This is a genomic window from Bifidobacterium asteroides (assembly GCF_048001765.1).
Lineage (GTDB): Bacteria > Actinomycetota > Actinomycetes > Actinomycetales > Bifidobacteriaceae > Bombiscardovia > Bombiscardovia asteroides_K.
Window position 1 is genome coordinate 1,501,968 of record NZ_CP181447.1, and the last position, 22,448, is coordinate 1,524,415.

Annotated in this window: 19 protein-coding genes; 12 read left to right on the plus strand and 7 right to left on the minus strand. The window is 59.5% G+C overall.

Translation table 11 applies throughout. From position 1 onward, the window contains the following. The first annotated feature begins 1 nt into the window (after position 1). From ACNAOV_RS06100 to ACNAOV_RS06130, 7 genes are all read left to right on the plus strand, one after another. Positions 2–643, plus strand: coding sequence for an ACT domain-containing protein (locus ACNAOV_RS06100; protein WP_416518165.1), 642 nt, complete (start codon positions 2–4; stop codon positions 641–643). Between the two features lie 656 nt (positions 644–1,299). Then, on the plus strand, positions 1,300–1,905 hold the full coding sequence (locus ACNAOV_RS06105) for a hypothetical protein (RefSeq protein ID WP_416517026.1): 606 nt from the start codon (positions 1,300–1,302) through the stop codon (positions 1,903–1,905). A 492-nt stretch (positions 1,906–2,397) separates the two neighbouring features. After that, positions 2,398–3,588 carry an NAD(P) transhydrogenase subunit alpha gene (locus ACNAOV_RS06110; protein WP_416517027.1) on the plus strand — a complete coding sequence of 397 codons (1,191 nt, stop codon included), beginning with the start codon at positions 2,398–2,400 and terminating at the stop codon, positions 3,586–3,588. After that, positions 3,585–3,953 (plus strand): NAD(P) transhydrogenase subunit alpha, encoded by a 369-nt coding sequence (locus ACNAOV_RS06115; protein WP_015022152.1) that lies wholly within the window; start codon positions 3,585–3,587, stop codon positions 3,951–3,953. The genes ACNAOV_RS06110 and ACNAOV_RS06115 overlap by 4 nt, the downstream gene beginning before the upstream one ends. Next, positions 3,950–5,359: an NAD(P)(+) transhydrogenase (Re/Si-specific) subunit beta gene (locus tag ACNAOV_RS06120; RefSeq protein WP_416517028.1), complete on the plus strand. Its 1,410-nt coding sequence runs from the start codon at positions 3,950–3,952 to the stop codon at positions 5,357–5,359. The genes ACNAOV_RS06115 and ACNAOV_RS06120 overlap by 4 nt, the downstream gene beginning before the upstream one ends. A 102-nt stretch (positions 5,360–5,461) precedes the next feature. Then, complete coding sequence (locus ACNAOV_RS06125; RefSeq protein ID WP_416517029.1) at positions 5,462–6,487, plus strand: threonine aldolase family protein; 1,026 nt, start codon at positions 5,462–5,464, stop codon at positions 6,485–6,487. 268 nt (positions 6,488–6,755) lie between these two features. Next, entirely contained in the window at positions 6,756–7,805 is a 1,050-nt protein-coding gene (locus ACNAOV_RS06130; protein ID WP_416517030.1) for an NAD(P)-dependent alcohol dehydrogenase, read from the plus strand. A 178-nt stretch (positions 7,806–7,983) separates the two neighbouring features. On the opposite strand, the gene ACNAOV_RS06135 is transcribed toward ACNAOV_RS06130, so the two are convergent. Beyond that, positions 7,984–8,904 (minus strand): sensor histidine kinase, encoded by a 921-nt coding sequence (locus ACNAOV_RS06135; RefSeq protein WP_416517031.1) that lies wholly within the window; start codon positions 8,902–8,904, stop codon positions 7,984–7,986. Between the two features lie 49 nt (positions 8,905–8,953). Then, entirely contained in the window at positions 8,954–9,646 is a 693-nt protein-coding gene (locus ACNAOV_RS06140) for a response regulator transcription factor (protein ID WP_416517032.1), read from the minus strand. A 157-nt stretch (positions 9,647–9,803) separates the two neighbouring features. Here ACNAOV_RS06140 and ACNAOV_RS06145 point away from each other — a divergent pair, with 157 nt between their 5' ends. Continuing rightward, positions 9,804–10,736: an ABC transporter ATP-binding protein gene (locus tag ACNAOV_RS06145; RefSeq protein ID WP_416517033.1), complete on the plus strand. Its 933-nt coding sequence runs from the start codon at positions 9,804–9,806 to the stop codon at positions 10,734–10,736. Continuing rightward, complete coding sequence (locus ACNAOV_RS06150; RefSeq protein ID WP_416517034.1) at positions 10,733–11,509, plus strand: ABC transporter permease; 777 nt, start codon at positions 10,733–10,735, stop codon at positions 11,507–11,509. Before ACNAOV_RS06145 ends, ACNAOV_RS06150 begins: the two co-directional genes overlap by 4 nt. A gap of 12 nt (positions 11,510–11,521) precedes the next feature. On the opposite strand, the gene ACNAOV_RS06155 is transcribed toward ACNAOV_RS06150, so the two are convergent. The 5 genes from ACNAOV_RS06155 to ACNAOV_RS06175 all read right to left on the minus strand — a co-directional run bounded on the left by ACNAOV_RS06155 (position 11,522) and on the right by ACNAOV_RS06175 (position 16,305). Next, positions 11,522–12,694, minus strand: a complete 1,173-nt coding sequence (locus ACNAOV_RS06155; RefSeq protein ID WP_416517035.1) for a glycosyltransferase — start codon at positions 12,692–12,694, stop codon at positions 11,522–11,524. Positions 12,695–12,771: 77 nt separating this feature from the next. Further along, entirely contained in the window at positions 12,772–13,635 is an 864-nt protein-coding gene (locus ACNAOV_RS06160; protein ID WP_416517036.1) for a MetQ/NlpA family ABC transporter substrate-binding protein, read from the minus strand. Between the two features lie 33 nt (positions 13,636–13,668). Next, positions 13,669–14,550, minus strand: a complete 882-nt coding sequence (locus ACNAOV_RS06165; protein ID WP_416517037.1) for a MetQ/NlpA family ABC transporter substrate-binding protein — start codon at positions 14,548–14,550, stop codon at positions 13,669–13,671. 25 nt (positions 14,551–14,575) lie between these two features. Next, positions 14,576–15,256: a methionine ABC transporter permease gene (locus ACNAOV_RS06170; protein ID WP_024626621.1), complete on the minus strand. Its 681-nt coding sequence runs from the start codon at positions 15,254–15,256 to the stop codon at positions 14,576–14,578. Further along, entirely contained in the window at positions 15,253–16,305 is a 1,053-nt protein-coding gene (locus ACNAOV_RS06175) for a methionine ABC transporter ATP-binding protein (protein ID WP_416517038.1), read from the minus strand. Before ACNAOV_RS06175 ends, ACNAOV_RS06170 begins: the two co-directional genes overlap by 4 nt. Positions 16,306–16,446: 141 nt before the next feature. Here ACNAOV_RS06175 and purT point away from each other — a divergent pair, with 141 nt between their 5' ends. From purT to ACNAOV_RS06190, 3 genes are all read left to right on the plus strand, one after another. After that, complete coding sequence (purT, locus tag ACNAOV_RS06180) at positions 16,447–17,748, plus strand: formate-dependent phosphoribosylglycinamide formyltransferase (protein ID WP_416517039.1); 1,302 nt, start codon at positions 16,447–16,449, stop codon at positions 17,746–17,748. 77 nt (positions 17,749–17,825) lie between these two features. Next, positions 17,826–18,578 (plus strand): phosphoribosylaminoimidazolesuccinocarboxamide synthase, encoded by a 753-nt coding sequence (gene purC, locus ACNAOV_RS06185; protein ID WP_198187343.1) that lies wholly within the window; start codon positions 17,826–17,828, stop codon positions 18,576–18,578. Positions 18,579–18,657: 79 nt separating this feature from the next. Continuing rightward, complete coding sequence (locus ACNAOV_RS06190; protein ID WP_416517040.1) at positions 18,658–22,437, plus strand: phosphoribosylformylglycinamidine synthase; 3,780 nt, start codon at positions 18,658–18,660, stop codon at positions 22,435–22,437. Positions 22,438–22,448 lie beyond the last annotated feature (11 nt).

The following is a 22,448-nucleotide window of genomic DNA, read 5'->3' on the forward strand; positions in this document are numbered from 1 at the left end:
CATGCTGGTTCCACTTTTTGGATTTTTGCTGCTGCTCATGGCCTTCGCTTCGCGGCAACTGCCAGGCCTGCCCGGCAGCAGCCGGGCCAACCTTATCCTAAACCTTGTTGGCGCAAGCTTGCTGGCCGTCGATGCCCTGGCTAACCGGCAGTGGGCCCTTTTTGCCCTTGAGTGTGGATGGGCCCTAGTTGCGCTATACGCCTTCACCCGTTCCCACTCAAAAAGCAAGTCACTTACGACCAAGAATTGCAGCTCCGCGACAAGGCAGGGGCAAGGCATCTGCATTCAGCCTATAGAAGCGGAGCTGACTGTCTGCAAAGTTGCTAATTACACAGGGGTTGATCTGAACTCACCCTATGTTTTTACAGGGCGAACCGATCAAGAGGCTTCATTGGTCTGTCCAGCCAACATGGTTCCCAGCCAGACCCTGGAACGCAGCGACGGCTGGCGGGCCTTCCGCATCCAAGGCATTCTCGATTTTTCGCTCATTGGCATCCTGGCGCCGATTGCCACAATTCTGGCAGACAAGGGCATAGGTATTTTCGCCGTCTCCACCTACAACACAGACTATGTCCTTACCAAGGCCGATGACTTCCCTGCCGCCCTGGACGCCCTCGACAAGTCAGGATATACAATCATCTGATTGATCCACAGTAACATAGTGGCGCAGGATACATCTTCTGCATAAAAATGAGCAGAGGAATAAAAGTACGTGAGAGTGCACAAGCAGCCTAGTCAAGAGTCGAAGTCTAGAATATGACCGCTGATTCTGCACGTCCATAAACAAACGTCTTTCGTCTTTGAATACACTGCAACGAATCCAGCACTTCACCCGCAAAAGTCGATATCAAAATGATGCTGGCCTAGTGCCGGTCAATGCCGCTTTTACAAGAAAAGGACACATACACTGGCCTCAACGGAGGTTGCTTCCTGAAAATGGGCAGGCCGCCAGATGACCTGCCACAAGTAATGGGGAAGAACAAGCCTGGAGGTCAGATGAGCAACAATCGAAACGAACGTGCAAATAAGAACCAAGGCAGGCATGAGGAATCGCGGGTGCCCGATAACCAGCAAAAGAGGTACGAAGGCAATTCCTCGCAGAGCAACGACACCCGGGAAAGTTCCCAACAATCAACAATGAACGACAAGAATCGCATGCCGAAACCTGTGGAGAATGCGAACAGCGGAAAAGAAAGCAAAGCAGAAAATGCTTCCAAGCCCAAGCCTGCATCAGGACAAACAGGCGAGAAGGAAGGCAGGGATCCATCCAGCAAGAACGCTGACCATAGCAGACCTGAAATGCAAAATAAGCAGGAACAGGCTCTACCCGCCAGCAATGGAAAAGCCGGCCATCCGGACAAAGAGCATGGCCCCTCCCCTGACGACAAGCCGAATCAACCCAGTAAGCCTGTCAACAAGCCATCTCAGCCGACGAGCGCTGCCAGCTTACCTAAACCGCGCAAGGCGAAAAACCATGATTCCTTCTATCTGGGCCTGGCCTCGGCAGTCCTGGTCGCAGCTCTGGGCCTCAGCCTGAGCACCATGCCGATCTTCTTCTCCCTGCCTCTTGCCGCTGTCCTCTTTGGAATCGGCATCTGGCTCCTCTCCTATGCCAGCTTCAAGTCTCCAGGCAAACCAGAAGGAGAGGGAACGGAGACGGACAGGCACACCAGGACGGTAGTTGTGGCAACGGTCCTTCTGGTTCTGCAGACCTTCATCATGGATGTATTCATCTTCACCCGCATGGGAACAGTCGGCAAACATCAGAACGCCATCGTCATAGCCTGGATCGTCGCCAGCATGATCGAGACCCTGGCTGCCTTCGCCCTTATCTACCATCACAATCCACTGCAGTCCAAGCCAAAGGACCCTGCGGCGAATGATCAACACGAAGGAAAGGAATAAGGCACTGCGGCGAGCATGGATCTGAAACGGCACAGAAGACCAGAAAGGCCGAATGACCGGCCGTGGATGTGAAATTGCCACAACGTTCTGTTCGTCAAGGCCTTCCGCCTCAGGGTGCCACTCATCATTTTTAAAGATGCGTGGCACCCCTGCATGATCATGTCCCTCTGCTGCAGCTTGACACCGACCGCGATGCCATTAACCATGCCAACCGGCCTACAAAAAAATCCGGCATGAAAACCGCAAAACCACTCTTCAGACAATCCATGAGCTGCATGGTCTCAACTAGGCGAGCATGGCTTTTTACTTTTTCTATTTTTCATCCGCTTTAGCAAGACACCTTACAAGGTACCTTGAACTTGGTTTCTCCCCGGCTGATACTTATAAAACACATTCGCATAACAGTTATGTTGACCTCCCAGTAGCAACAATCAGCCACTAGAATCATTGATGAAATTACTTACACACAGTTGTGCTTGGAAAAGGAAAGACATGAGTGGACCAGAACAACCTCACGTAACCTTCGGGGTCCTCAAGGAAACAGACGAGGAGGAGTCGCGCGTGGCTCTGACCCCTGACATCGTGACCCGGCTGACCAGGCAAGATATTACCTGCCTACTGGAGTCCGGGGCCGGGGCTCAAGCCGGCTTCCGGGATGAGGACTACCAGCAGACGGGAGCCACAGTCACCGACAGGGATACCGTCCTATCCAAATCACAGGTCCTGGGGTTTGTCAACAGACCGGTTGGCTCCTTGCTGAAGCGGATTCCAGCCGGAACATGGATCATCGGCATGTTGGGGTCTTTGACCGACAGCGACTACATCAAGTGCTTGGAGGCGGCCGGGCTTACAGGAATCGCTATGGAGCGCCTCCCCCGACAGCTCAGCTCCGCCCAGTCCATGGATGAGCTGACCTCGCAGAACTCGGTCATGGGATACAAGGCGGCACTGGTGGCTGCCGATGCCTATGGATCCTTCTTCCCCATGATGACCACTGCAGCAGGAACCATCCGACCAGCCAAGGTCCTGGTCCTGGGTGCGGGGATTGCAGGCTTGCAGGCCATCGGGACCGCAAAACGTCTGGGAGCCGTGGTCACCGCCTATGATGTCAGACCCGCTTCCAGGCAGGAGGTGGAATCCTTGGGAGCCAAGTTCCTCGACCTGGGACTGGACTTCTCCAAGGGACAGGGCCAGGGCGGCTATGCGCGGCAACTGACCGATCAGGAGCAGTCCCAGCAGCAGGCTGCGGTGGATGCCAAAGCGGCCGGCTTCGATGTGGTCATCACCACAGCCAAGGTTCCGGGTGGAAAGCCCCCTCGCCTCCTGAGCGCCAAGGGTGTGGCCAACCTGCATCCCGGAGCCGTGGTCGTGGATTGCGCTGCCAGCGACCTGGGCGGCAATGTCGAGGGTTCACAGGTGGGGACCAGGACCACCGACAAGGGTGTCATCATGATCGGAGCACCATACCTGGCCAGCGGCGTAGCCACGACGGCTTCCAACCTTCTGTCCAGAAATGTAGCGGACGTGCTGGTGCACTTCCTTCGCGATGGCGCGCTCAGCATCAAAGCGGACGACGAGATCGATCAAGCACTGGTTGTAACTGGAGCAGCCGAATCCGGCACACATGGGAGCACGGATGTTCCAGATGCCGAAGAGACCGGGGAGAAAGGTCAGGAGCAATGAATTCTTTGGTCATAGCAATTACGCTTTTCATTCTGGCCCTGCTGATCGGCGTGGAGGTGATTGGCAAGGTTCCGGCCACGCTTCACACACCGCTCATGTCGGGTGCCAACTCCATTCATGGCATTGTGATCGTCGGGGTGGTCATCATCGCGGCGGAGGCTCACTCCCCTCTTTCCTACGTACTTATATTCCTGGCTGCCGTCCTTGGCGCCATGAACGTGGTGGGCGGCTACGTGGTGACCGACAGGATGCTGGAAATGTTCAAGTCCTCAAAACCCGATAAGGGGAAGGATAAGGCCAGCCAGGACGAACAGGCTTCGTCCGTCACGACTCAGACCGCCAAGAACGAGGGAGCCGACAAGTGAATACCCTCGACATCATCACCTGGTTCGTCTACCTCCTTTCCTCGGTCATGTTCGTCATGGGCCTGCACTACATGAATTCCCCCAAGACGGCCCGTACAGGCAATCGGATTTCAGCAGCAGGCATGGTCATCGCCGTGGCCATGGCCTTCATCCACCTGTTCGCCACCGGTTTCACCTCCTCCCTGGCCATCGTTCTGCTCGTGCTCGGCATTCTGATCGGATCTGCAGCAGGGGTCTACTCAGCCAAAAAGGTCAAAATGACGGACATGCCTCAGCTGGTTTCCGTCTTCAACACGGTCGGCGGCGGCGCTGCAGCCCTGGTCGCCCTAAACGACATATTGACTTCAGAGGGCACACCGACTCTGGTAGTGCTGATCACCGCCGGCCTGGGCGTAGTCATCGGTTCCATCACCTTCACCGGCTCCCTGATAGCTGCCGGCAAGCTCCAGGGCATCAGCCTGATCAAAAACCTGAAGCTGCCAGCAAAGGCTGTCTGGAATGTGCTTTTCGCCCTGTTGACGGTCCTCTGCCTGGTCATGCTCTGCCTGAATCCTGTCAATCGGACCCTGTGGGCCATCCTCACAGCCATCTTCGCCCTATGCTACGGACTGGTTTTCGTCATCCCCATCGGCGGCGCCGACATGCCAGTGGTCATCTCTGTTTTGAACGCCTGCACGGGCACAGCTGTAGCCATGAACGGCCTGGCCATTGACAATGTGGCTCTGATTGTGGCAGGCGCTTTGGTCGGCGCAGCAGGTGCCACCCTATCCGTCCTGATGGCCCAAGCCATGAACAGGCCGCTCCTGAGCGTCCTGGCAGGAGGATTCGGGAGCTCCTCGACCAGTGCCGCCCTTGATCCGACCGCCCAAGGAACCATGAGGGAGACCACACCCGACGATGTGGCCGTTCAGCTGGTCTATGCCGACAAGGTCATCTTCGTCCCCGGCTTTGGTCTGGCTCAGGCCCAAGCCCAACGCGAACTGGCCGACCTAGGCGAACTGCTCAAGGGCCGTGGCGTGGATGTATCCTATGCCATCCATCCGGTGGCCGGCCGTATGCCCGGACACATGAACGTCCTCCTGGCCGAGGCCAACGTTCCCTATGAGGAATTGATCGACCTTGATGACATCAACCCCCAATTCCCATCAGCCAACGTCGCCTTGGTGGTCGGCGCCAATGACGTGACCAACCCGGCAGCCCGCCGACCGGGGACCGCAGTCTCCGGCATGCCCATCCTGGACGTTGACAAGGCCCAGCATGTCGTCGTCCTCAAGCGAGGCAGAGGTAAGGGGTATGCCGGCATCGAGAACGAGCTCTACTTCAATCCAAACACGCAGATGCTCTTCAACGACGCCAAGGTCAGCCTGCAAGCGATCATTGCATCCGTCAAGGAACTCATCGCCTGAGTATCTGATGGGCGACACGTCGCATATGCTGTAGTGAGAACCATGGCTCCGGATCGGCTTGGCTGGTCCGGAGCCAATCATCCTCGAACAGGAAGGACCCGCATGCTGTCATTCGTCAACGACTATTCCGAGGGCGCCCATCCCGAGGTCTTGCAACGGCTGATTGATACCAACATGGAGCACCTTCCCGGCTACGGCAAGGATCGGTACTGCCTCTCCGCCGCTCAGAAGATCGCCCAAGCCTGTGGCTGCCCGCAAGCGCAGGTGTATTTCCTGACCGGTGGAACCCAGACCAACCAGGTCGTCACCTCCTGCCTACTGAAGTCCTATCAGGGAGTGGTCGCCGCGGACACGGGCCACGTCAACGTCCACGAGGCTGGAGCCATTGAAGCTGTTGGCCACAAGGTCCTGGCCATTCCCGGCGAACAGGGCAAGATTCGCGCAGAGGATCTCAACGCTTTTCTGGAAGGCTTCTATGCAGACGGAAACCATGAGCAAATGGTTTTCCCCGGCATGGTCTACATTTCCCACCCCACTGAGTATGGAACCCTCTACACCAGCCAGGAGTTGGAGGATCTCTCGCAAATCTGTCGAGAGCACAAGATTCCGCTATACCTGGACGGGGCCAGGCTGGGATACGGGTTGGTTGCCCCCGGAACCGACGTCGACCTGACGGACATAGCCCGTCTCTGCGACGTCTTCTACATCGGCGGGACCAAGGTCGGAGCACTCTGTGGCGAAGCGGTGGTCTTCCCCAGGGGGAATGCCCCCGAACATTTCAACACCATGATCAAAAGGAGGGGTGCACTCCTGGCCAAGGGAAGGCTCCTGGGGGTGCAGTTCGATGCCCTCTTTACCGACGACCTCTACTCACGAATCAGCCGCAACGCCATACAGACGGCAGCGATGATCAAGAAGGCCCTGCGCGAGAAGGGATATCAGATCGTCATGGACTCCCCCACCAATCAGACCTTCGTCCGCTTGGACAATGAGCGCATGGAGGAGCTGTCCAAACAGGTCGCCTTCGATTTCTGGGAACGCAGCGATGCCACCCACACGGTGATCCGGCTGGCCACCTCCTGGGCGACGACAGTCGAAGACACCCAGGCTCTGATCAATCTGCTGTAAAAGCCGCTCAAGCTAAACCCAGGCAAACCAAGGTCATCTTGCCACCCCTCCCACTGCTGGTCATCCTGAGGGGAGGGGTATTCGTATATATACGAGAATTTTTCATCCGTCCCGTAAACACGGCCAATCCCACATTGTTGGACATATCACACTCGTTCGGGTGAGTGCGAAGTTGGTCTTCAGTAAGATTTTTATTGCAACGATGCTGATGCACACACCTCCGCTCTGAGCATAGGGGCGGAAATGCTTCAACGATGAAAGGAAACTTATGAAAGCCGTTGTTTTCGAAGAATTCAACACCTTCCCCACCCTCAAGGAAGTGCCGGAACCGACTCCCGGGAGCGGCGAGGTTCTGCTCAAGGTGGCTGGGGCAGGTTGCTGCCATTCAGACGTCTCAGTCTTCCATGACTACACCCCCGAAACCGGCAGCCACACCAAGCCGCCGTTCATTCTGGGGCATGAGACCACCGGCTGGGTCGAAGAGGTAGGACCCGATGTCACAGGCTTCAAGAAGGGCGATGCCTACATCGTCTATGGGCCCACCGGATGCGGCCACTGCCCTCACTGCGTAGCGGGACAGGAGAACTACTGCTCCAGCGCCGCGACCAATAAGTCACTGGCCCTGGGACTGGGACGCGACGGCGGCATGGCCGAATACATGACCGTCCCGGCCCGCAACCTGGTGCCTTTGGGAGATGCGGATCCAATCGGCGCAGCACCCCTGGCTGACGCTGCCCTGACTCCTTACCACGCCATCCGGGCTGCCATGCCTCACCTCAATGGTGGCGGAAAGTATGCTCTGGTCATTGGCCTCGGCGGACTGGGCCAGATTGCCATTCAGATTCTTCACGCACTGACCGGCGCCACGGTGATCGCCACAGACACCAAGCCTGAGGCCCTGGCCAAGGCTGAAGCCAAGGGTGCCATCCCTGTGGTCAGCGACGAGCACCAGGTGGAGAACATCAGGAAGATCACCCATGGCGAGGGCGTGGATGCTGCCTTCGATTTCGTGGGTGTGGCCCCGACCATCGCTGCCGCACAGGCTTCGGGCGGCCCGGGATCCCGGGTGACCGTGGTCGGCATCGCCGGCGGCAAGGCGGAGTACGACTGGTACTCCAAGCCCTGGGAGCAGGAGCTGCTTGGCGTTTACTGGGGCTCCATCCCTGAGCTCTACGATGTGGCCAACATGTATCGCAACGGCCAGATCGAGACCGAGATCGAAACCTACTCGCTGGACAATGCCCTGGATGCCTACCACAAGCTGGTCGACAACAAGCTCTCGGCCAGAGCGGTTATAGTCCCCCACGCCAAGGCTTGATTTTCCCTTGTGCGTAGGCGGAGAAACGGCTTATCTGCCAGTCGGATTCAAGCACGATCAGATTCAAGAAATCTCAGACTCATGCGCTGACCCCATTTTTCCACCTACGCACACTCGGTGGCCTGTCACGATCTTGTCATAGAGGACGCGACAGGTCACAGCACCTCTCCAAGGGGTCTTAAACCCGAACGAGATACAGCTCTCTCGATCGCGGGGCATCGCTCAGCAGCAAGTGGACGAGGAAAATACCGTTGGCGGATTCCAGCCGCATGGAGCCGCCCAGCGAATCCACCAGGGAATCGACAATACTGAGACCCAGGCCTGTGCTTCTGATCTTGGTCCGTGATTGGTCATCGGTCTGGAACCGTTCCATGAGCCTGTCCACATCGACTGCTTCGCCCGTAGTTTTGTTGCCGAAGACCAAATGAATTCGTCCATCTTCACTCTTGTGCAGGTCCACCCAGGCTGATTCCTCCGCATACTTGAGCCAGTTGCCAATCAGGTTCTGAATTATTCGACTCATCATGATCTGATCCGTCGTAATTTCCACACCAGTTTGAATTCTGGGCTCCACCGTGACGGACCGCGCGGTCAGAGAATCGAAGGCATTGAAGAGCTCCTGCTGAACCAATGCCGATAGGTTCACCCTGGTCAGATCCAGGCTCACGCTCTTCTCCTGTATCAGATTGAAATCCATCAGGTAATGCAGATAGTGATCCACCGATTGCAGGTTGTTGAGGATCTTACCCAATTGCTCCTGATCAGCCGATCCCTCCTTGAGCAGCTGGGCGTATCCCCTGGCCACGGTCAGCGGGGTCTTGATGTCATGGGTTAGGTTGGTCAGCATCTGCCGGACTTGCTTGTTCTGCTCAGCCTGGGTGATCTGCAGCCGTCTGGTCTTGTTCAGAACGGCGTTGATCCTATCCGCCAGAGTGCGGATGAGCCCGATATTGGACCCAGTGGTTACCAAGGCATTAGTGTCGGCATGGTTGATGAAGTCCAGATCATCACTGATCCGTTTGAGGTCGGTAATCAGCATTATCAGGCCAATCGCCAGGGCGAGGGCGACAAGACCCAAAACAAGTGCGGCCACCTTCACGAATTCACCTCCGACGACCCTTATTCATCGTTCTTTCTTCCATCCGAATTCAGACCAGGCGAACGCCGATGCCCCAGACCGACACGATGTAGCGCTGACTGCCGGCGTATCTGTTCAGACTGGTCCGCAAGGTGCTCAGGTGCACATTGAGAGTATTCTCGGCATTGATGTATGGCTGGTTCCAAACCTGCCGATAGAGATCCTCCTTCTCGAAGACCCGATGTGGATGGTCCATCAGAAGCTCAAGGATGGCGAATTCCTTGCATGCCAGTTCGACCCTGTGCCCATCAACGCTGACCGTGTGCTCCATCCGGTCCAGCTCGATCCCCTGAAAACAAATCTTGGCGTCGGATTCACCTGCTGCATCCGCATCGGCTTTCAGTGCCCCGGATTGGCGCAGCTGGACCTGGACACGAGCGCGGAGCTCGTCAATGTCGAAAGGCTTGGTCACATAATCATTGGCGCCCTGCTCCAGGAGGCTGACGGTTCTGGTCTTATCCTGAATGGCCGTGAGGATGATGACCGGCACCGACGAGATACGCCGGATGGCCTTGAGGACGCTGTCCCCGGTGACTACAGGGAGCATCAGATCCAGAAGGATCAGGTCGGGTTCCTCCTGCTGAAAGCGGGCCAAGGCCTGGGCGCCCGTCGTCGCCTGGATAATCCTGTAGGTCTCGCCCAGCACATCCTTGAGCAGGGACTGGATGTCCTCCTGATCCTCCACGACCAGAATCGTCGGCATACTGTCTTCCTTTCGCAGGTCACTCTCATGTTACTGAAGCCACCTAACGAGGCCGGTCTCGCCCAAGCGGATTTATGCAATTCTTAATGATTTCTTAGCCATGCAATTAAGAAAGGCACTTTAGATTCTCTGATAGCGACATAGAGAAAGGAACCCCATGGACGATACCATTCTGGATATTAGCCATGCCAGCAAACGGTTCGGACGCTTTCAGGCACTGGACGATGTCAGCCTTTCCATAAACAAGGGCGAGGTCTACGGGCTGATCGGTGAGAACGGCGCCGGCAAAACCACTCTTATGCGTCTGATCACCGGGCTCTCCCCCATCCAGGAGGGAACCATAAGGCTGATGGGGCACACAATTGGCAAGGACAGCCGGATACTGAGGAGAATAGGCTCGATCATTGAGGCTCCGGCCGCCTTTAAAAAACTCACCGTCAGCCAGAACATGGAACTGACAGCCATCCAGCACGGGCTGACCGACGACAAGGCCATCGCTCAGACCATCGACTTCGTCGGCCTGAGCGAAAAGGCCAAGACTCGTGCCGGTCACCTCTCTCTGGGCCAGCGTCAGCGCCTGGGGTTGGCCATGGCCATCCTCACCCGACCCGATTTCCTGATTCTGGACGAACCCATCAACGGCCTGGACCCGGGAGGAATCATGGAATTCAGAACACTCCTGGACAGGCTCAACAAGGAGCGCCGGACGACCATCCTCATTTCCAGTCACATTCTGAGCGAACTCTACCTGGTCTCCTCCCGGTTCGGGTTCATCAGCCACGGTCGCCTGATCAAGGAAGTAAACAAGGATGAACTGGACCGGATCAATCAAAATGGACTGTTGATAGACGTGGACCAGAGCTCCAGGGCCGCCATGATCCTGGATCGCCGGGGAATCGGCCCCTTCCAAGTCCTTGACGACCATCAGATTCTGATCAGGCAGGAGAACCTGGAGCCGGGCCCCATCAACAGACTTCTGGTTCAGGAAGGCATCCTGGTCAATCAAATCAGCCAGCAGAAGGGATCGTTGGAGGAATATTTCACAGATCTGCTCAACAAGGATTCTCAAGAGTCGAGGAAACAACAATGATTAACCAAATCAGGGCCGACTTTTACAGGCAGCGACGTTCCATCGGCATGCTGATTCTGCTGATTGCCACTGTGGCACTCGGCATAGTGACCACATGGGGCAAGACGACCATAGGAATCACCACCGAAGGCGAAGAATACGCTCATAAACTGTCGGAAATCGCAGGGCAAAGCTGGACCATTAGGACAGGCCTGCAAGCAGGTGTCGCCTCCGCCTCGTCTCTAATCTACTTTTACATCGCGGTCTTCGTCATTGTCATTGGTGCGGAATACAGCCAGCACACTCTGAAGAACACGCTGACATCGGGCATCTCGCGCATACAGTTCATCCTCGGCAAGTATGTGACCATCCTGACTGACATCATCCTTTTGACCCTGTGCTACTTCGTCGCTATTCTGCTGACCGGACTGGCCCTAGGAAGGAAACCTGGAGCCGGTTGGGGCATCCTATGCAAGGATGTGGCCGTCATGACCCTATCGGTCAGCTTCTGCATCTCCGTCATCATCAGCCTGGGCATTATCCTATTGATCCTTACCAAATCCCTGGTCATCCCAGCGGTGGTGATCGTGATATGGCCCATGCTGATCGGCCTCGTGGAGTTGACTGCGAAATGGCAATGGCTGAAATACCTCGACTTCGTCGGGTTCGGCGAACAGATCATCCTTAACACTCTGAAGGCTGATCAGGCCTGGATCTATGCCGGAGTATCCGCAGGCGTGGTCCTGGTGGCCATCTTCGGATCGGCTCTGATCATATCCAAGCAGGAGATCTAAGCCAGGTCAGGCCTATACCCGGCCCGGCTCCTGATCGCTGACGGCCTGCACGGCCATATGGGCAAAGGCCCTGACGGAGGCGTCCAGTGAGTAATGTTCCTTGGTATGTTCGGCATAGCGACTGGACCAGACTGAAAGGGCATGAGGATGGTCTACCCACCAGTCGATTTGCGAAGCTAGCGCCTGAGCCTTACCGACCGGGAAGAGCGAATGCTGCGTCAAGGCGAAATGACCGGCGGCGCTCAGGCTGGATCGGGCGATAACCGGGACTGCGCCGCAGGCCATCCCCTCCAGGACGCTGACCGATTCCAGATCCGCTATTGATGGGTGAACCAGCAGGTCGGCCTGCCTGAGCAGATCGGGCATGGTCGCGTTCTGATGGAATCCAATAGAGACCTGCATGCCGTCCAGTTGCCGGGCGGCTTCTGCCTTCAGTCGGCGCTCCATGGGTCCTGTGCCAGCTATGGTCAGACGGATCCTGCGTCTGTTCCTGCACAGGGCCAAGGCACGGATCAAAGTCAGATGGTCCTTTTCCCGGGCTAGCCTGCCAGAGGCCACAACCTGGATCAGCCGACCGGATCGCTGCCGTTCGTATCGGTCCCGCTCATATCGGTCACCAGGGTTGAACCTGGGCTGGTACCCGTTGGATATGACGTGCAGGCAGGCCTTGTACCCATGCGAGCGCAGCAGGTCGGCCGTCAGCTGGGTGGGAACGTGGATGTGTCTGACATGGTCGTAGAGCCAGAACCGAAACAGCCTGTAAATGGCCGCATCCACCCCGGGCAGGTAACGCAATGGGCCAGAGGAATAGGTGATGTTCTCAGGCTGAATGTGAAAGCCGGCTGTCACCGGTATGCCCATGGATCTAGCTTGGGACAGGGCGGCGCGGCCGAAGGCGAAAGGTTCGTAAATATGAACCAGATCCACACCGGCAAAGGCTCTTCGGAAGAGATCCGGATCAGCACAAGCGAAGCTCATCTGTTGCCTGGCCGCCACACGTGAGACCAGAGGAATTCGATGCACCCGCGCCGGATAGTCGGTCGAACCCACCCCCACCAGACGGACCCGGTGTCCCAACGCTTCCAGACCCTGGGCGTATTGGATGGCGGAGTTGGAGGTCCCATTACCCCTGTTGCCGAAGGAGTCCAGAACCAGGGCCAGCGTCAGGCGATCATGATCCCTCATCAGCGCTCCCTCCGCTGTCCATCATCAGCAGCTTCGGGCCGGACCAAGACAGGGCGACGACCCGATTGCACCCAATATTAGTAGGAGAAGGCCGGGACGGCTGCCCCACGGTAGTAGCGGTTGATGGCGTCAGCCACATATCGGCTGTGGTAGGCGGCAACCAGGGACTTGTAGGCGGGGTCGTTCTTGTCGGCCTGCCTGGCCACGATGATGTTGACATAGGGGTGATTGGCTGGCGATTTGAGATCGCCGGGCACCTGGTAGATGGCATCCTGGATTTTCATGCCGGCATCCAGAATGAAATTGGTGTTGGTGATGCCGGCCGCATAGTCGGGCAGAACCTTGACAATCCCCGGAGGATCTACCTGGTCCAGGATCAGCCCGCGCGGATTGTCGACGATGTCTTCAGGAACCGGCGTGGTGGCCTTGGGGTCGCGCAACCCGATCAGCCCGGCGCTGGCAAGCACCTTCAGGGAGCGGCCCAGATCGATGGGATCACTGGGTATGGCCAGACGCTCGCCATAGCCAATCTGGTCAACGCTCCGGTACTTCTTTGAGTAGAGGTTGAGGGGTGAGATGTAAGTGTCGCCGATGGCTGCGAACCGGTACCCGTGCTGCTTGGACTCCTGCTCCAGAAAGGCGTAGTGCTGGAAGGCATTCAGGTCGATCTCCCCATTGGCCAGCGCCTGATTGGCGTAACGCCCATATTGGAAGGACCGGAGCTTGATTTTTATGCCGGCCCGGCGCTGGTCCAGTTCGTGCTGAACGGCCTTCCAGATTTCCTCATCGGCATCGCCTACCAGGCCGATGCTGATCTCCCGCTGGCCGCGGTCGGGCTGGTTGACCTTGACATAGGCCACTCCCATCAGGACGGCTACCACCAGGATGACGACCGAGACAGCCGCCAGCTCTCGTTTGGCCTTGGTTCTTCTGGTGCTCATATCCGTCCTCCTTCATTGCTGGAACCTATCGCATCAGGAAACCTTGAAGGCCGGCAGGCAGGCGCCCTTGTAGACACGGACGATGGTGTCGGCCACGGGCTTGGAATGGTAGGCGCGCACCACCGCGGCGTAGGTGGGGTTGTCCCGCTGATCCTTGGTGGTGACGATGATGTTGATGTAAGGCTTGTTGGCCGGGTTCTGCAGATCGTAGGGAACCTCGTGGATGGCATCGTGCACGCTGCGACCTGCGTCGACCACGAAGTTGGCATTGGTGACCCCGCCCGCATAGTCAGGCAGCAGGTTGAGGATACCGGCCGGATCCACCTGCTCGATGCGCAGATGCTTGGGATTGTCCACCACATCCTCGGGCAGCGGGTTGGTGGCCTTGGGATCGCGCAGACCGATCAGCTTGGCATCGGCAAGGACCTTCAGGGCCCGGCCCATGTTGGTGGCGTTGTTGGGGATGGCCACCCGGTCGCCGTCCTGGAACTGTGAGGGCTTGGCATAGCGCTGCGAATAGAGGTTCATGGGCGAGATGTAGGTATTGCCAAGCACGGCCAGCTGGTAGTGGTTGGTCTTCACGTCGTCCTCCAAGTATGCGTAATGCTGTGCGGCGTTGAAGTCCACCTCGCGGTTGGACGTGGCCTGGTTGACGTAGATGGCATCCTGGAAGGGCTTGAGCTCGATCCTGATGCGTTCGCCCCGCCGATCCAGCTCCGCCTGGACGGCCTTCCAGATCTGATCGTCCGAGCTGCCGATGACCCCGACCTTGACGACCTTGACATCGGCACCCACCTGGTTCAGGCGGACATCGGTGCCAACCACCAGCGCCAGCAGGAGGACGATGACCAGGCTGAGCGCCGCCAGCTGGACCTTGGCTCTGTTCTTTTTGCCGACGTGACTACGACCGACCACGATAATCTGACCTTTCCCGGGTTGTTCAGTGTTCGACGACCTCGGCCAGAAGCCGGCCGAACAGTTCGATCAGGGCGATGAAGATGACCAGAACGATGATGGTGGCGATGGTCACGTCGTTCATGGACCGCTGGTAGCCCAGGCGAATGGCAAAGTCGCCCAGACCGCCGCCGCCCACGATGCCCACGGTCGCGGTCTCGCCCACCAGGCTGACGATGGTGATGGTGGTCACCCGGATGATGGAGGGGATGCCCTCACGCAGGTAGACATGCCAGATGATCTGCCAGGTGGTCATGCCCATGGACTCCGCCGCCTCGACGTACCCAGGGTCCAGACCGGCAAGGGCCGACTCGATCTGCCGGGAAAAGAAGGGCGTGATGCCCACGACCAGGGGAAAGATCGCCCCCTTGGGCCCGATGGCCGTGCCCATGAGCATCCTGGTGACCGGAACCAGGGCCGCCGCCAGAATGATGAAGGGGATGGAGCGGAAAAGGTCGATCAGCTTGTCCAGGATGGTGAAGACCAGGCCGTTGCGACGGATGCCATCGCGTCGGCTGATGATCAGTCCCACCCCGATGACCAGAGCCAGCAGGAAGGAGATCACCCCGGAGACGCCGACCATGACCAGGGTCTGAACCATACTGCTGAAGAACTCCGGCAGCCGGCTCATGACGTTGGGGAACCAGGTGGTAAGCAGGGACGTCATGACTTGAGAACCTCGATTCCGATGTTGCGCGAGCGCAGGTATTCCATGGCCTGGCGGATATTTTCAGCGTCGCCGCCCATCCTGACCACCAGTCCACCCAGGGGCGCCCCCTCCACCACATCGATGTCGCCGAAGATGATGTTGACGTCCAGATTGTAGCGACGGCTGATGGTGGAGACCAGGGCCTCGGATACCTCCTTGGAGACATAGGACATGCGCATGAGGATCTGCCCGGGCTCCAGGGCCACCAGGGGCGAATCGGCGGCCATCAGATCCTTGACCTTGTCCAGGTTGGAGGTTGTGGCCACGAAGGATTTGGTCAGCTGGGCCTTGGGATCTGCAAAGACGTCGAAGACCCTGCCCTGCTCCACGATGACACCCTGGTCGATGACCGCCACCCGGTTGCAGATCTGCCGGATGACCGACATCTCATGGGTGATCATGACCACGGTGATGCCCAGCTGGTCGTGCAGGTCACGCAGCAGCTGAAGAATGGAGCGTGTGGTGGTCGGATCCAGTGCGCTGGTGGCCTCATCACTGAGCAGGATATCCGGCTCGTTGGCCAGGGCCCGGGCGATGGCCACGCGCTGCTGCTGGCCGCCGGAGAGCTCAGCGGGATAGTGGTCGGCCAGCTCGGTCAGCCCTACCAGTTCCAGAAGCTCCGACACCCGGGCCCGTCGAGAGGCACGGTCGCGTCCGCTCCCCCGCAGGGGAAGACCCACATTGTCGGCCACCGTCCTGGAGGGCATCAGGTTGAAGTGCTGGAAGATCATGCCGGTACGACGCCTCAAGTCCCTCAACTCAGCCGGTGACAGATCCTTGACCTCACGGCCGCGAACCTTGACGCTGCCCGAGTCGTAATCCTCCAGCCCGTTGATGCAGCGGACCAGAGTGGACTTGCCCGCCCCACTCAGTCCGATGATGCCAAAAATATCCCCGGTCTCGACGGTCAGATCGATGTCGGCCAGTGCCGTCTTGTCTTCGTCGTCGTCGCTGTGATAGGTCTTGGTCAGGTGCTCCATCCGCACCGCCGGTGTCCGCTCGCTCACGTTCCCGCCTTCCCTGGTCGACTGCATGACATGGTAATCGTCCCGGCGGCCAGTGGACAAGAAGGCCTCTATAGATGTCGTTTATAGGCATGTATCGATACTTGGCCTGCTTGGTCTACGGGTCGGTGGCAGAATGTGGGTATGAGCGCATCCGGTCAGCAGCGGATTATCAACACCATCAATCCCGGGGAGCGACCGTTCGGCTCTCCTCTGGGGCCAAGACCTACACGAGTCCTTCTCCTGGGAGCCGGCGAACTCGGCCGCGAGATTGCCATCAGCCTGATGCGGCTGGGTGCATGGGTAGGTGCGGCGGACTCCTACCCTGGCGCACCGGCCACCCAGGTGGCCCATGCCGGCTACCAGGTGAAGATGAGTGATCCGCAGGCCCTGGAGGACCTGATCGACAAGGTCCAGCCTGATTTGATCGTGCCAGAGGTCGAGGCCATCGCCACAGACCGCCTGGTCGGCGCCGCGGCCCGGGGCATCCAGGTGGTGCCTGCCGCCCCACTGGCGGCCATGTGTATGGACCGCCGGGCCCTGCGCGTCTTCGCCCACGAGCAGGTGGGCCTGCCCACCACCCCCTACCGATTCGCCGACTCACCCGAAGAGCTGGCCAGCGCGGCGGATCAGGTGGGCTACCCTTGCATGGTCAAACCCCTGATGAGCTCCTCCGGCCACGGACAAACCCTGGTGCGAAGCAAGGAGGACTTGCCGCAAGCCTGGAATTCGGCACTGACCCAGGGCCGGGCGGCCACCAGGCACCAGGGCAAGGCCGAGGTCATTGTGGAGGCTCTGGCCCCACTGGCCCATGAGCTGACTGTTCTGACCCTGGCTTCCTCTGCCGGCGTGGCCACTTGCACGCCCATCGGCCAACGGCAGGAGGATGGGGACTATCGCCTCTCCTGGCAACCGGCGGAGCTCAATCCCGACATCTTACAGCAGGCCCGGAGTATGGCCACCCGGCTGGTTGGTGCCATGACCTCCCTGGCCCGCCAGAGTGGCGAGACTGGTTGGGGGATCTACGGTGTGGAGATCTTCGTCCTACGCGACGGGTCGCTCCTCTTCAACGAGGTGGCCCCCCGCCCGCATGACACCGGCATGGTGACCATGATCTCCCAGCGGCTGAGCGAATTCGACCTTCATGCCCGGGCCATCCTCGGCATTCCCGTCCACCAGGAGGATCTGGCCCTGAATCTGCCGGAAGGCACATGCGCGGTCAGCCGACCCATCCTGGTCAGGGGCCAGGGACCGGTCAGCTTCCAAGGCCTGCCGCAGGCCCTGGACCACCCAGGCACTGATCTGCGCATCTTCTCCAAGCCCGAAGTGCATGGCCTGCGCCGCATGGGCGTGGCCCTGGCCCTGGGGCCGGATCTACAGACTGCCACCGAACGTGCCGAAGCCGTGGTCCGCGATCTGAAACCCCGGGTGGGAACGGGGATGTAACCCGGGCTTGCTATGGTGGTCGTGTCCCAAGCAGTGCAGAAGTTTCCAATTCGCAACAAACTCGAGGAAGGCGAACAGTGGAAAAGTTGGGAATGCGCTATCAAGGCAAGGCCAAGAAACTGTACGAGACGGATGACCCGGACATACTCTGGGTCGAGTACACAGACCAGGCCACCGCGGGGAACGGGGCCAAGAAGGCCAATATCGAAGGCAAGGCCAGACTGAACAACAGGATCACCACGGTGATATTCTCCCTGCTGGCCCGCCGGGGCATCCCCAGCCACTTCGTACGCAGCATCTCGGATACCGAACAGCTCAACCGTCGGCTGGACATGTTCCCCCTGGAGATCGTCATGCGCAACCGGGCTGCAGGCTCCTTCGCCCAACGGTACGGGGTTGCGGAGGGCACCGCCCTGAAGCAGCCGGTGCTGGAATTCTTCTACAAGTCCGACCCCCTGGATGATCCGTTTATCAACCGGGATGACATTCTGGCCCTGGGACTGGCCACCGAGCAGGATCTGGACATCATCGCCGCCAAGACCCGGGAGATCAACGGGGCACTGACCGGCATCTTCCGCGCCATCAACGTGGAGCTGGTGGATTTCAAGATCGAAATGGGCAAGACCGGATCGGGCATCATCCTTCTCGGCGACGAAATCACCCCCGACACCTGTCGGCTCTGGGCGATTGGCAACAATAATGACGGCCATGTCACCCACCTGGACAAGGACATTTTCCGCAGGGATCTGGGCAGCATCATTCCGGCTTATCAAACCATTCTGGATGGGCTGACCGAATTGGAGGAGCGCGAAAGCCAATCGAACAGCTGAATCGGTGGACCCGGAAGCGAGCATATCGCCTCCGGGTTTTTCATTGGTCCCCAACCAGTCCATCGCGAAAGGATCCATTGTGCTCTTCCGTGTCTATACCGAGAAAAAGCAGGGCTTCGACCAGGCCGCCGAAAGGCTTGCCGAACAGCTCCGCACCCTGCCGGGCGTGCAAGGGCTGACCGGCCTGCGCATGATCAACCGCTACGATCTGGAGGGAATCGACGAAGACCTCTTCAAACGTTGCCTGCCCACGGTCTTCGCCCAGCCCCAGACCGACCTGGTGGCCACCCAGCTGGAGCAGGCCCTGCGCATGAAGGGCGATGAGGATACGCCACCGCTGGACTCTCCCATGCTCTTCGCCGTGGCCCCTCTGCCCGGTCAGTTCGATCAGCGAGCCGACTCCGCAGCCCAGTGTGTCCAGCTGATCGGTCAGGGCGCCCGCCCCTTGGTGGCCACGGCCACCGTCTATCTGCTCCAGGGCGACCTGAATGCCGAGCAGATCGAGGCCATCCGCAATTACCTGGTCAACCCGGTCGACTCCCGGGTGGTAGGGCTGGAGCTGCCCAAGACCCTGGCCATGCCTGATGATGACCCGGATCCAGTACCAGTGTTGGACGGGTTCCGCGATCTGGATGATCCTGAACTTGAAGCGCTGATTGACAAGCTGGATCTGGCCATGGATCTGCCGGATGCCCGCTTCTGCCGGGACCACTACCGCCAGGAAAAGCGCGACCCCACCCTGACCGAGCTCAAGGTAATCGACACCTACTGGTCCGACCACTGCCGGCACACCACCTTCAATACCAGGCTGGAGCGAATCGAGGCGGACAACCCCCGAGTCCTGGCAACGCTGGAACAGTATCGGGCAATCCGAGGAGAGCTGGGCCGTCAGAACCGACCTGAATGCCTGATGGACATGGCCACCATCGGAGCCAAATACCTACAGAAGCGCGGAATCCTGAACGACGTGGACCAGTCCGAAGAGGTCAACGCCTGCACGATCCGGACCAAAGTCGACGTGGACGGCCAGGATCAAAACTGGCTCTTCCTCTTCAAAAACGAAACCCATAATCACCCCACCGAGATCGAACCATTCGGCGGTGCCGCAACCTGCATCGGCGGAGCCATCCGTGATCCGCTGTCCGGAAGGGGCTACGTCTACCAGGCCATGAGGGTCAGCGGGGCAGCAGATCCACGTAAACCCCTGAATCAGACCCTGCCGGGCAAACTACCCCAGAGCCGGATCGTCCGTCAAGCGGCCGATGGCTACTCCTCCTATGGCAACCAGATCGGGCTGGCCACCGGGCAGGTTCGTGAGATCTACCACCCCGGCTATGCGGCCAAGCGGATGGAGGTGGGCGCAGTGGTGGCAGCCACCCCGGCCGACCATGTAATCCATCGCCGACCCGCCCCCGGTGATCTGATCATCCTGGTGGGCGGGAGGACCGGCCGTGACGGAATCGGCGGCGCCACAGGAGCTTCCAAGTCCCAGGATGAAGAAAGTCTGGAACGCTGCGGGGCCGAGGTGCAGAAGGGCGATGCTCCCGAGGAGCGCAAGCTCCAGCGCCTCTTCCGACGTCCGGAGGCAGCCAGGCTGATTAAACGCTGCAACGACTTCGGAGCCGGCGGCGTTGCCGTGGCCGTAGGCGAGCTGGCGGACGGGCTGAGCGTGGACCTGGACCGGGTGCCGCTCAAGTACCAGGGGCTGGACGGGACCGAAATCGCCATTTCCGAGAGTCAGGAACGCATGGCCGTGGCCCTGGCTGCCGAAGACGCGCCTGCCTTCATCGACTACGCCCGGCAGGAGGACCTTGAGGCCACCGTCATCGCCGAGGTCACCGAGGAACCCCGGCTTCGGATGACCTGGCGGTCAGAAACCATCGTGGATATCCCCCGAGCATTCCTAGCCTCCAACGGCGCCCCTCATAAGGCCGATGCCCAGGTGGCGGTTCCCGCTCCCTACCACGCCCCCTTCGAGGTTCAAGGCAGCCTGGACGCACGCATGAGGGCCCTGCTTGCAGACATCAATGTCTGTTCCCAACAGGGTCTGGCCGAGCAGTTCGACTCCACCATCGGCGCAGGCACCGTCCTCATGCCCTTTGGCGGAGCCCGACAGTTGACGCCGGCACAGGCCATGGTGGCCAAATTGCCAGTGGACGGGCACACCACCACCGCCTCGGCCATGGCCTGGGGATTCAACCCCTGGATCAGCAGCCAGGACCCTTACACCGGCGCCTACCTGGCCGTGGTCGAGAGCCTGGCCAAGCTGGTCGCCAGCGGCTTCAGCCGGTCAAGGGCCCACCTAAGCCTGCAGGAGTATTACCCCAAGCCCGGCGACGACCCCCGGCGCTGGGGTCTGCCGGTAGCCGGCGTCCTGGGAGCCCTCCAGGCCCAGCTGGACCTGGCAGTGGGTGCCATAGGCGGCAAGGACTCCATGTCCGGCAGTTTCGAGGACCTGGATGTGCCGCCCACCCTGATCAGCTTTGCAGTAGCCCTGGGGCAGGCCAAGGATGCGGTCTCCCCGGAGTTCAAGGCCCCCAACCGGCAGGTCTACCTAGTGACGCCCGAATACCGGACGGACGGATTGCTGCCCGATCCGGAGAGCCTGCGGACCGTCATGGACCAGGTGGAGGCGTTGATCAGTCAGGGTCTGGTTGATGCGGTAGCCACTCCGGGGTACGGATGCATGGCCCAGTCCATGATGGAGATGTGCCTGGGCAACAGGATCGGCTTGGACCTGGCGCCAGACACCGCCATACCTGCCCTCTTCCGTCCCGCCTATGGGAGCTTCATTCTGGAGGCCTCTGGTTCAGAGCCTCTGTCCATTCAGGATTCCGGTCTGCATTTGTGCCTCCTTGGACACACTCGCGAGGATTACCGCCTGCGCTGCGGCAGCGAGGATCTGGACCTGGCCGGGCTTGAGGAAATCCGTGCCAGGGGTCTGGAATCGATCTTCCCATACCGGGGCCAAGGCGACCCGGTGCCGACCATTGGCCGCACCGACCGTGAGCCTGGCAGGCCTGCTGCGCGCAGAGCCAAGGGGACTTCCATGACCGCCCGACCCAGGGTCGTCATGCCCGTCTTCCCCGGCACCAACTGCGAATTCGACTCCGCACGAGCCTTCCGGGATGCTGGAGCCCAGGTGGAGACTGTGGTCATCCGCAACCTGAATGCCGAGGACGTGACCGAGAGCTCCCGCCGCCTGGCCCAGGCCATCCGCAACAGCCAGATACTGATGCTGCCCGGTGGCTTCTCCGGCGGCGATGAACCCGACGGCTCGGCCAAACTAGTGGCCTCCTTCCTGCGATCGAACCAGGTTGCCGATGCCCTCCAGGAGCTTTTGCAGGACCGGGACGGACTGGTCCTGGGCGTTTGCAACGGCTTTCAGGCGCTGATCAAGCTGGGCCTGGTTCCCTATGGCAAAATCGTCACCGGCTCACCCGAGGATCCCACCCTGGCTGTCAATACCATCGGACGCCATCAGAGCCGTCTGGTCCACACCCGGATCAGCTCCACACGCTCCCCCTGGCTGAGTGCCTGCCGGGTGGGCGACATCCACACCATGCCCATCAGCCACGGCGAAGGACGGTTCGTGGCCGAGCCTAGCCTCCTGCGCACCCTGATCGACCGAGGACAGGTGGCTGCCCAGTATGTGGATGAGCAGGGCCGCCCCTCCATGGATCCGCTGGTCAACCCCAATGGATCCGACATGGCCGTTGAGGCCATCACCAGCCCGGACGGCCGGGTGCTGGGCAAGATGGGCCATACGGAACGCAGCGGCTCTGACCTGTATCTGAATGTGCCAGGAAACCGCACGCAGCCGCTATTCCAGTCTGGAGTGGATTACTTTGCCGCCTAGGGGAAAGGACA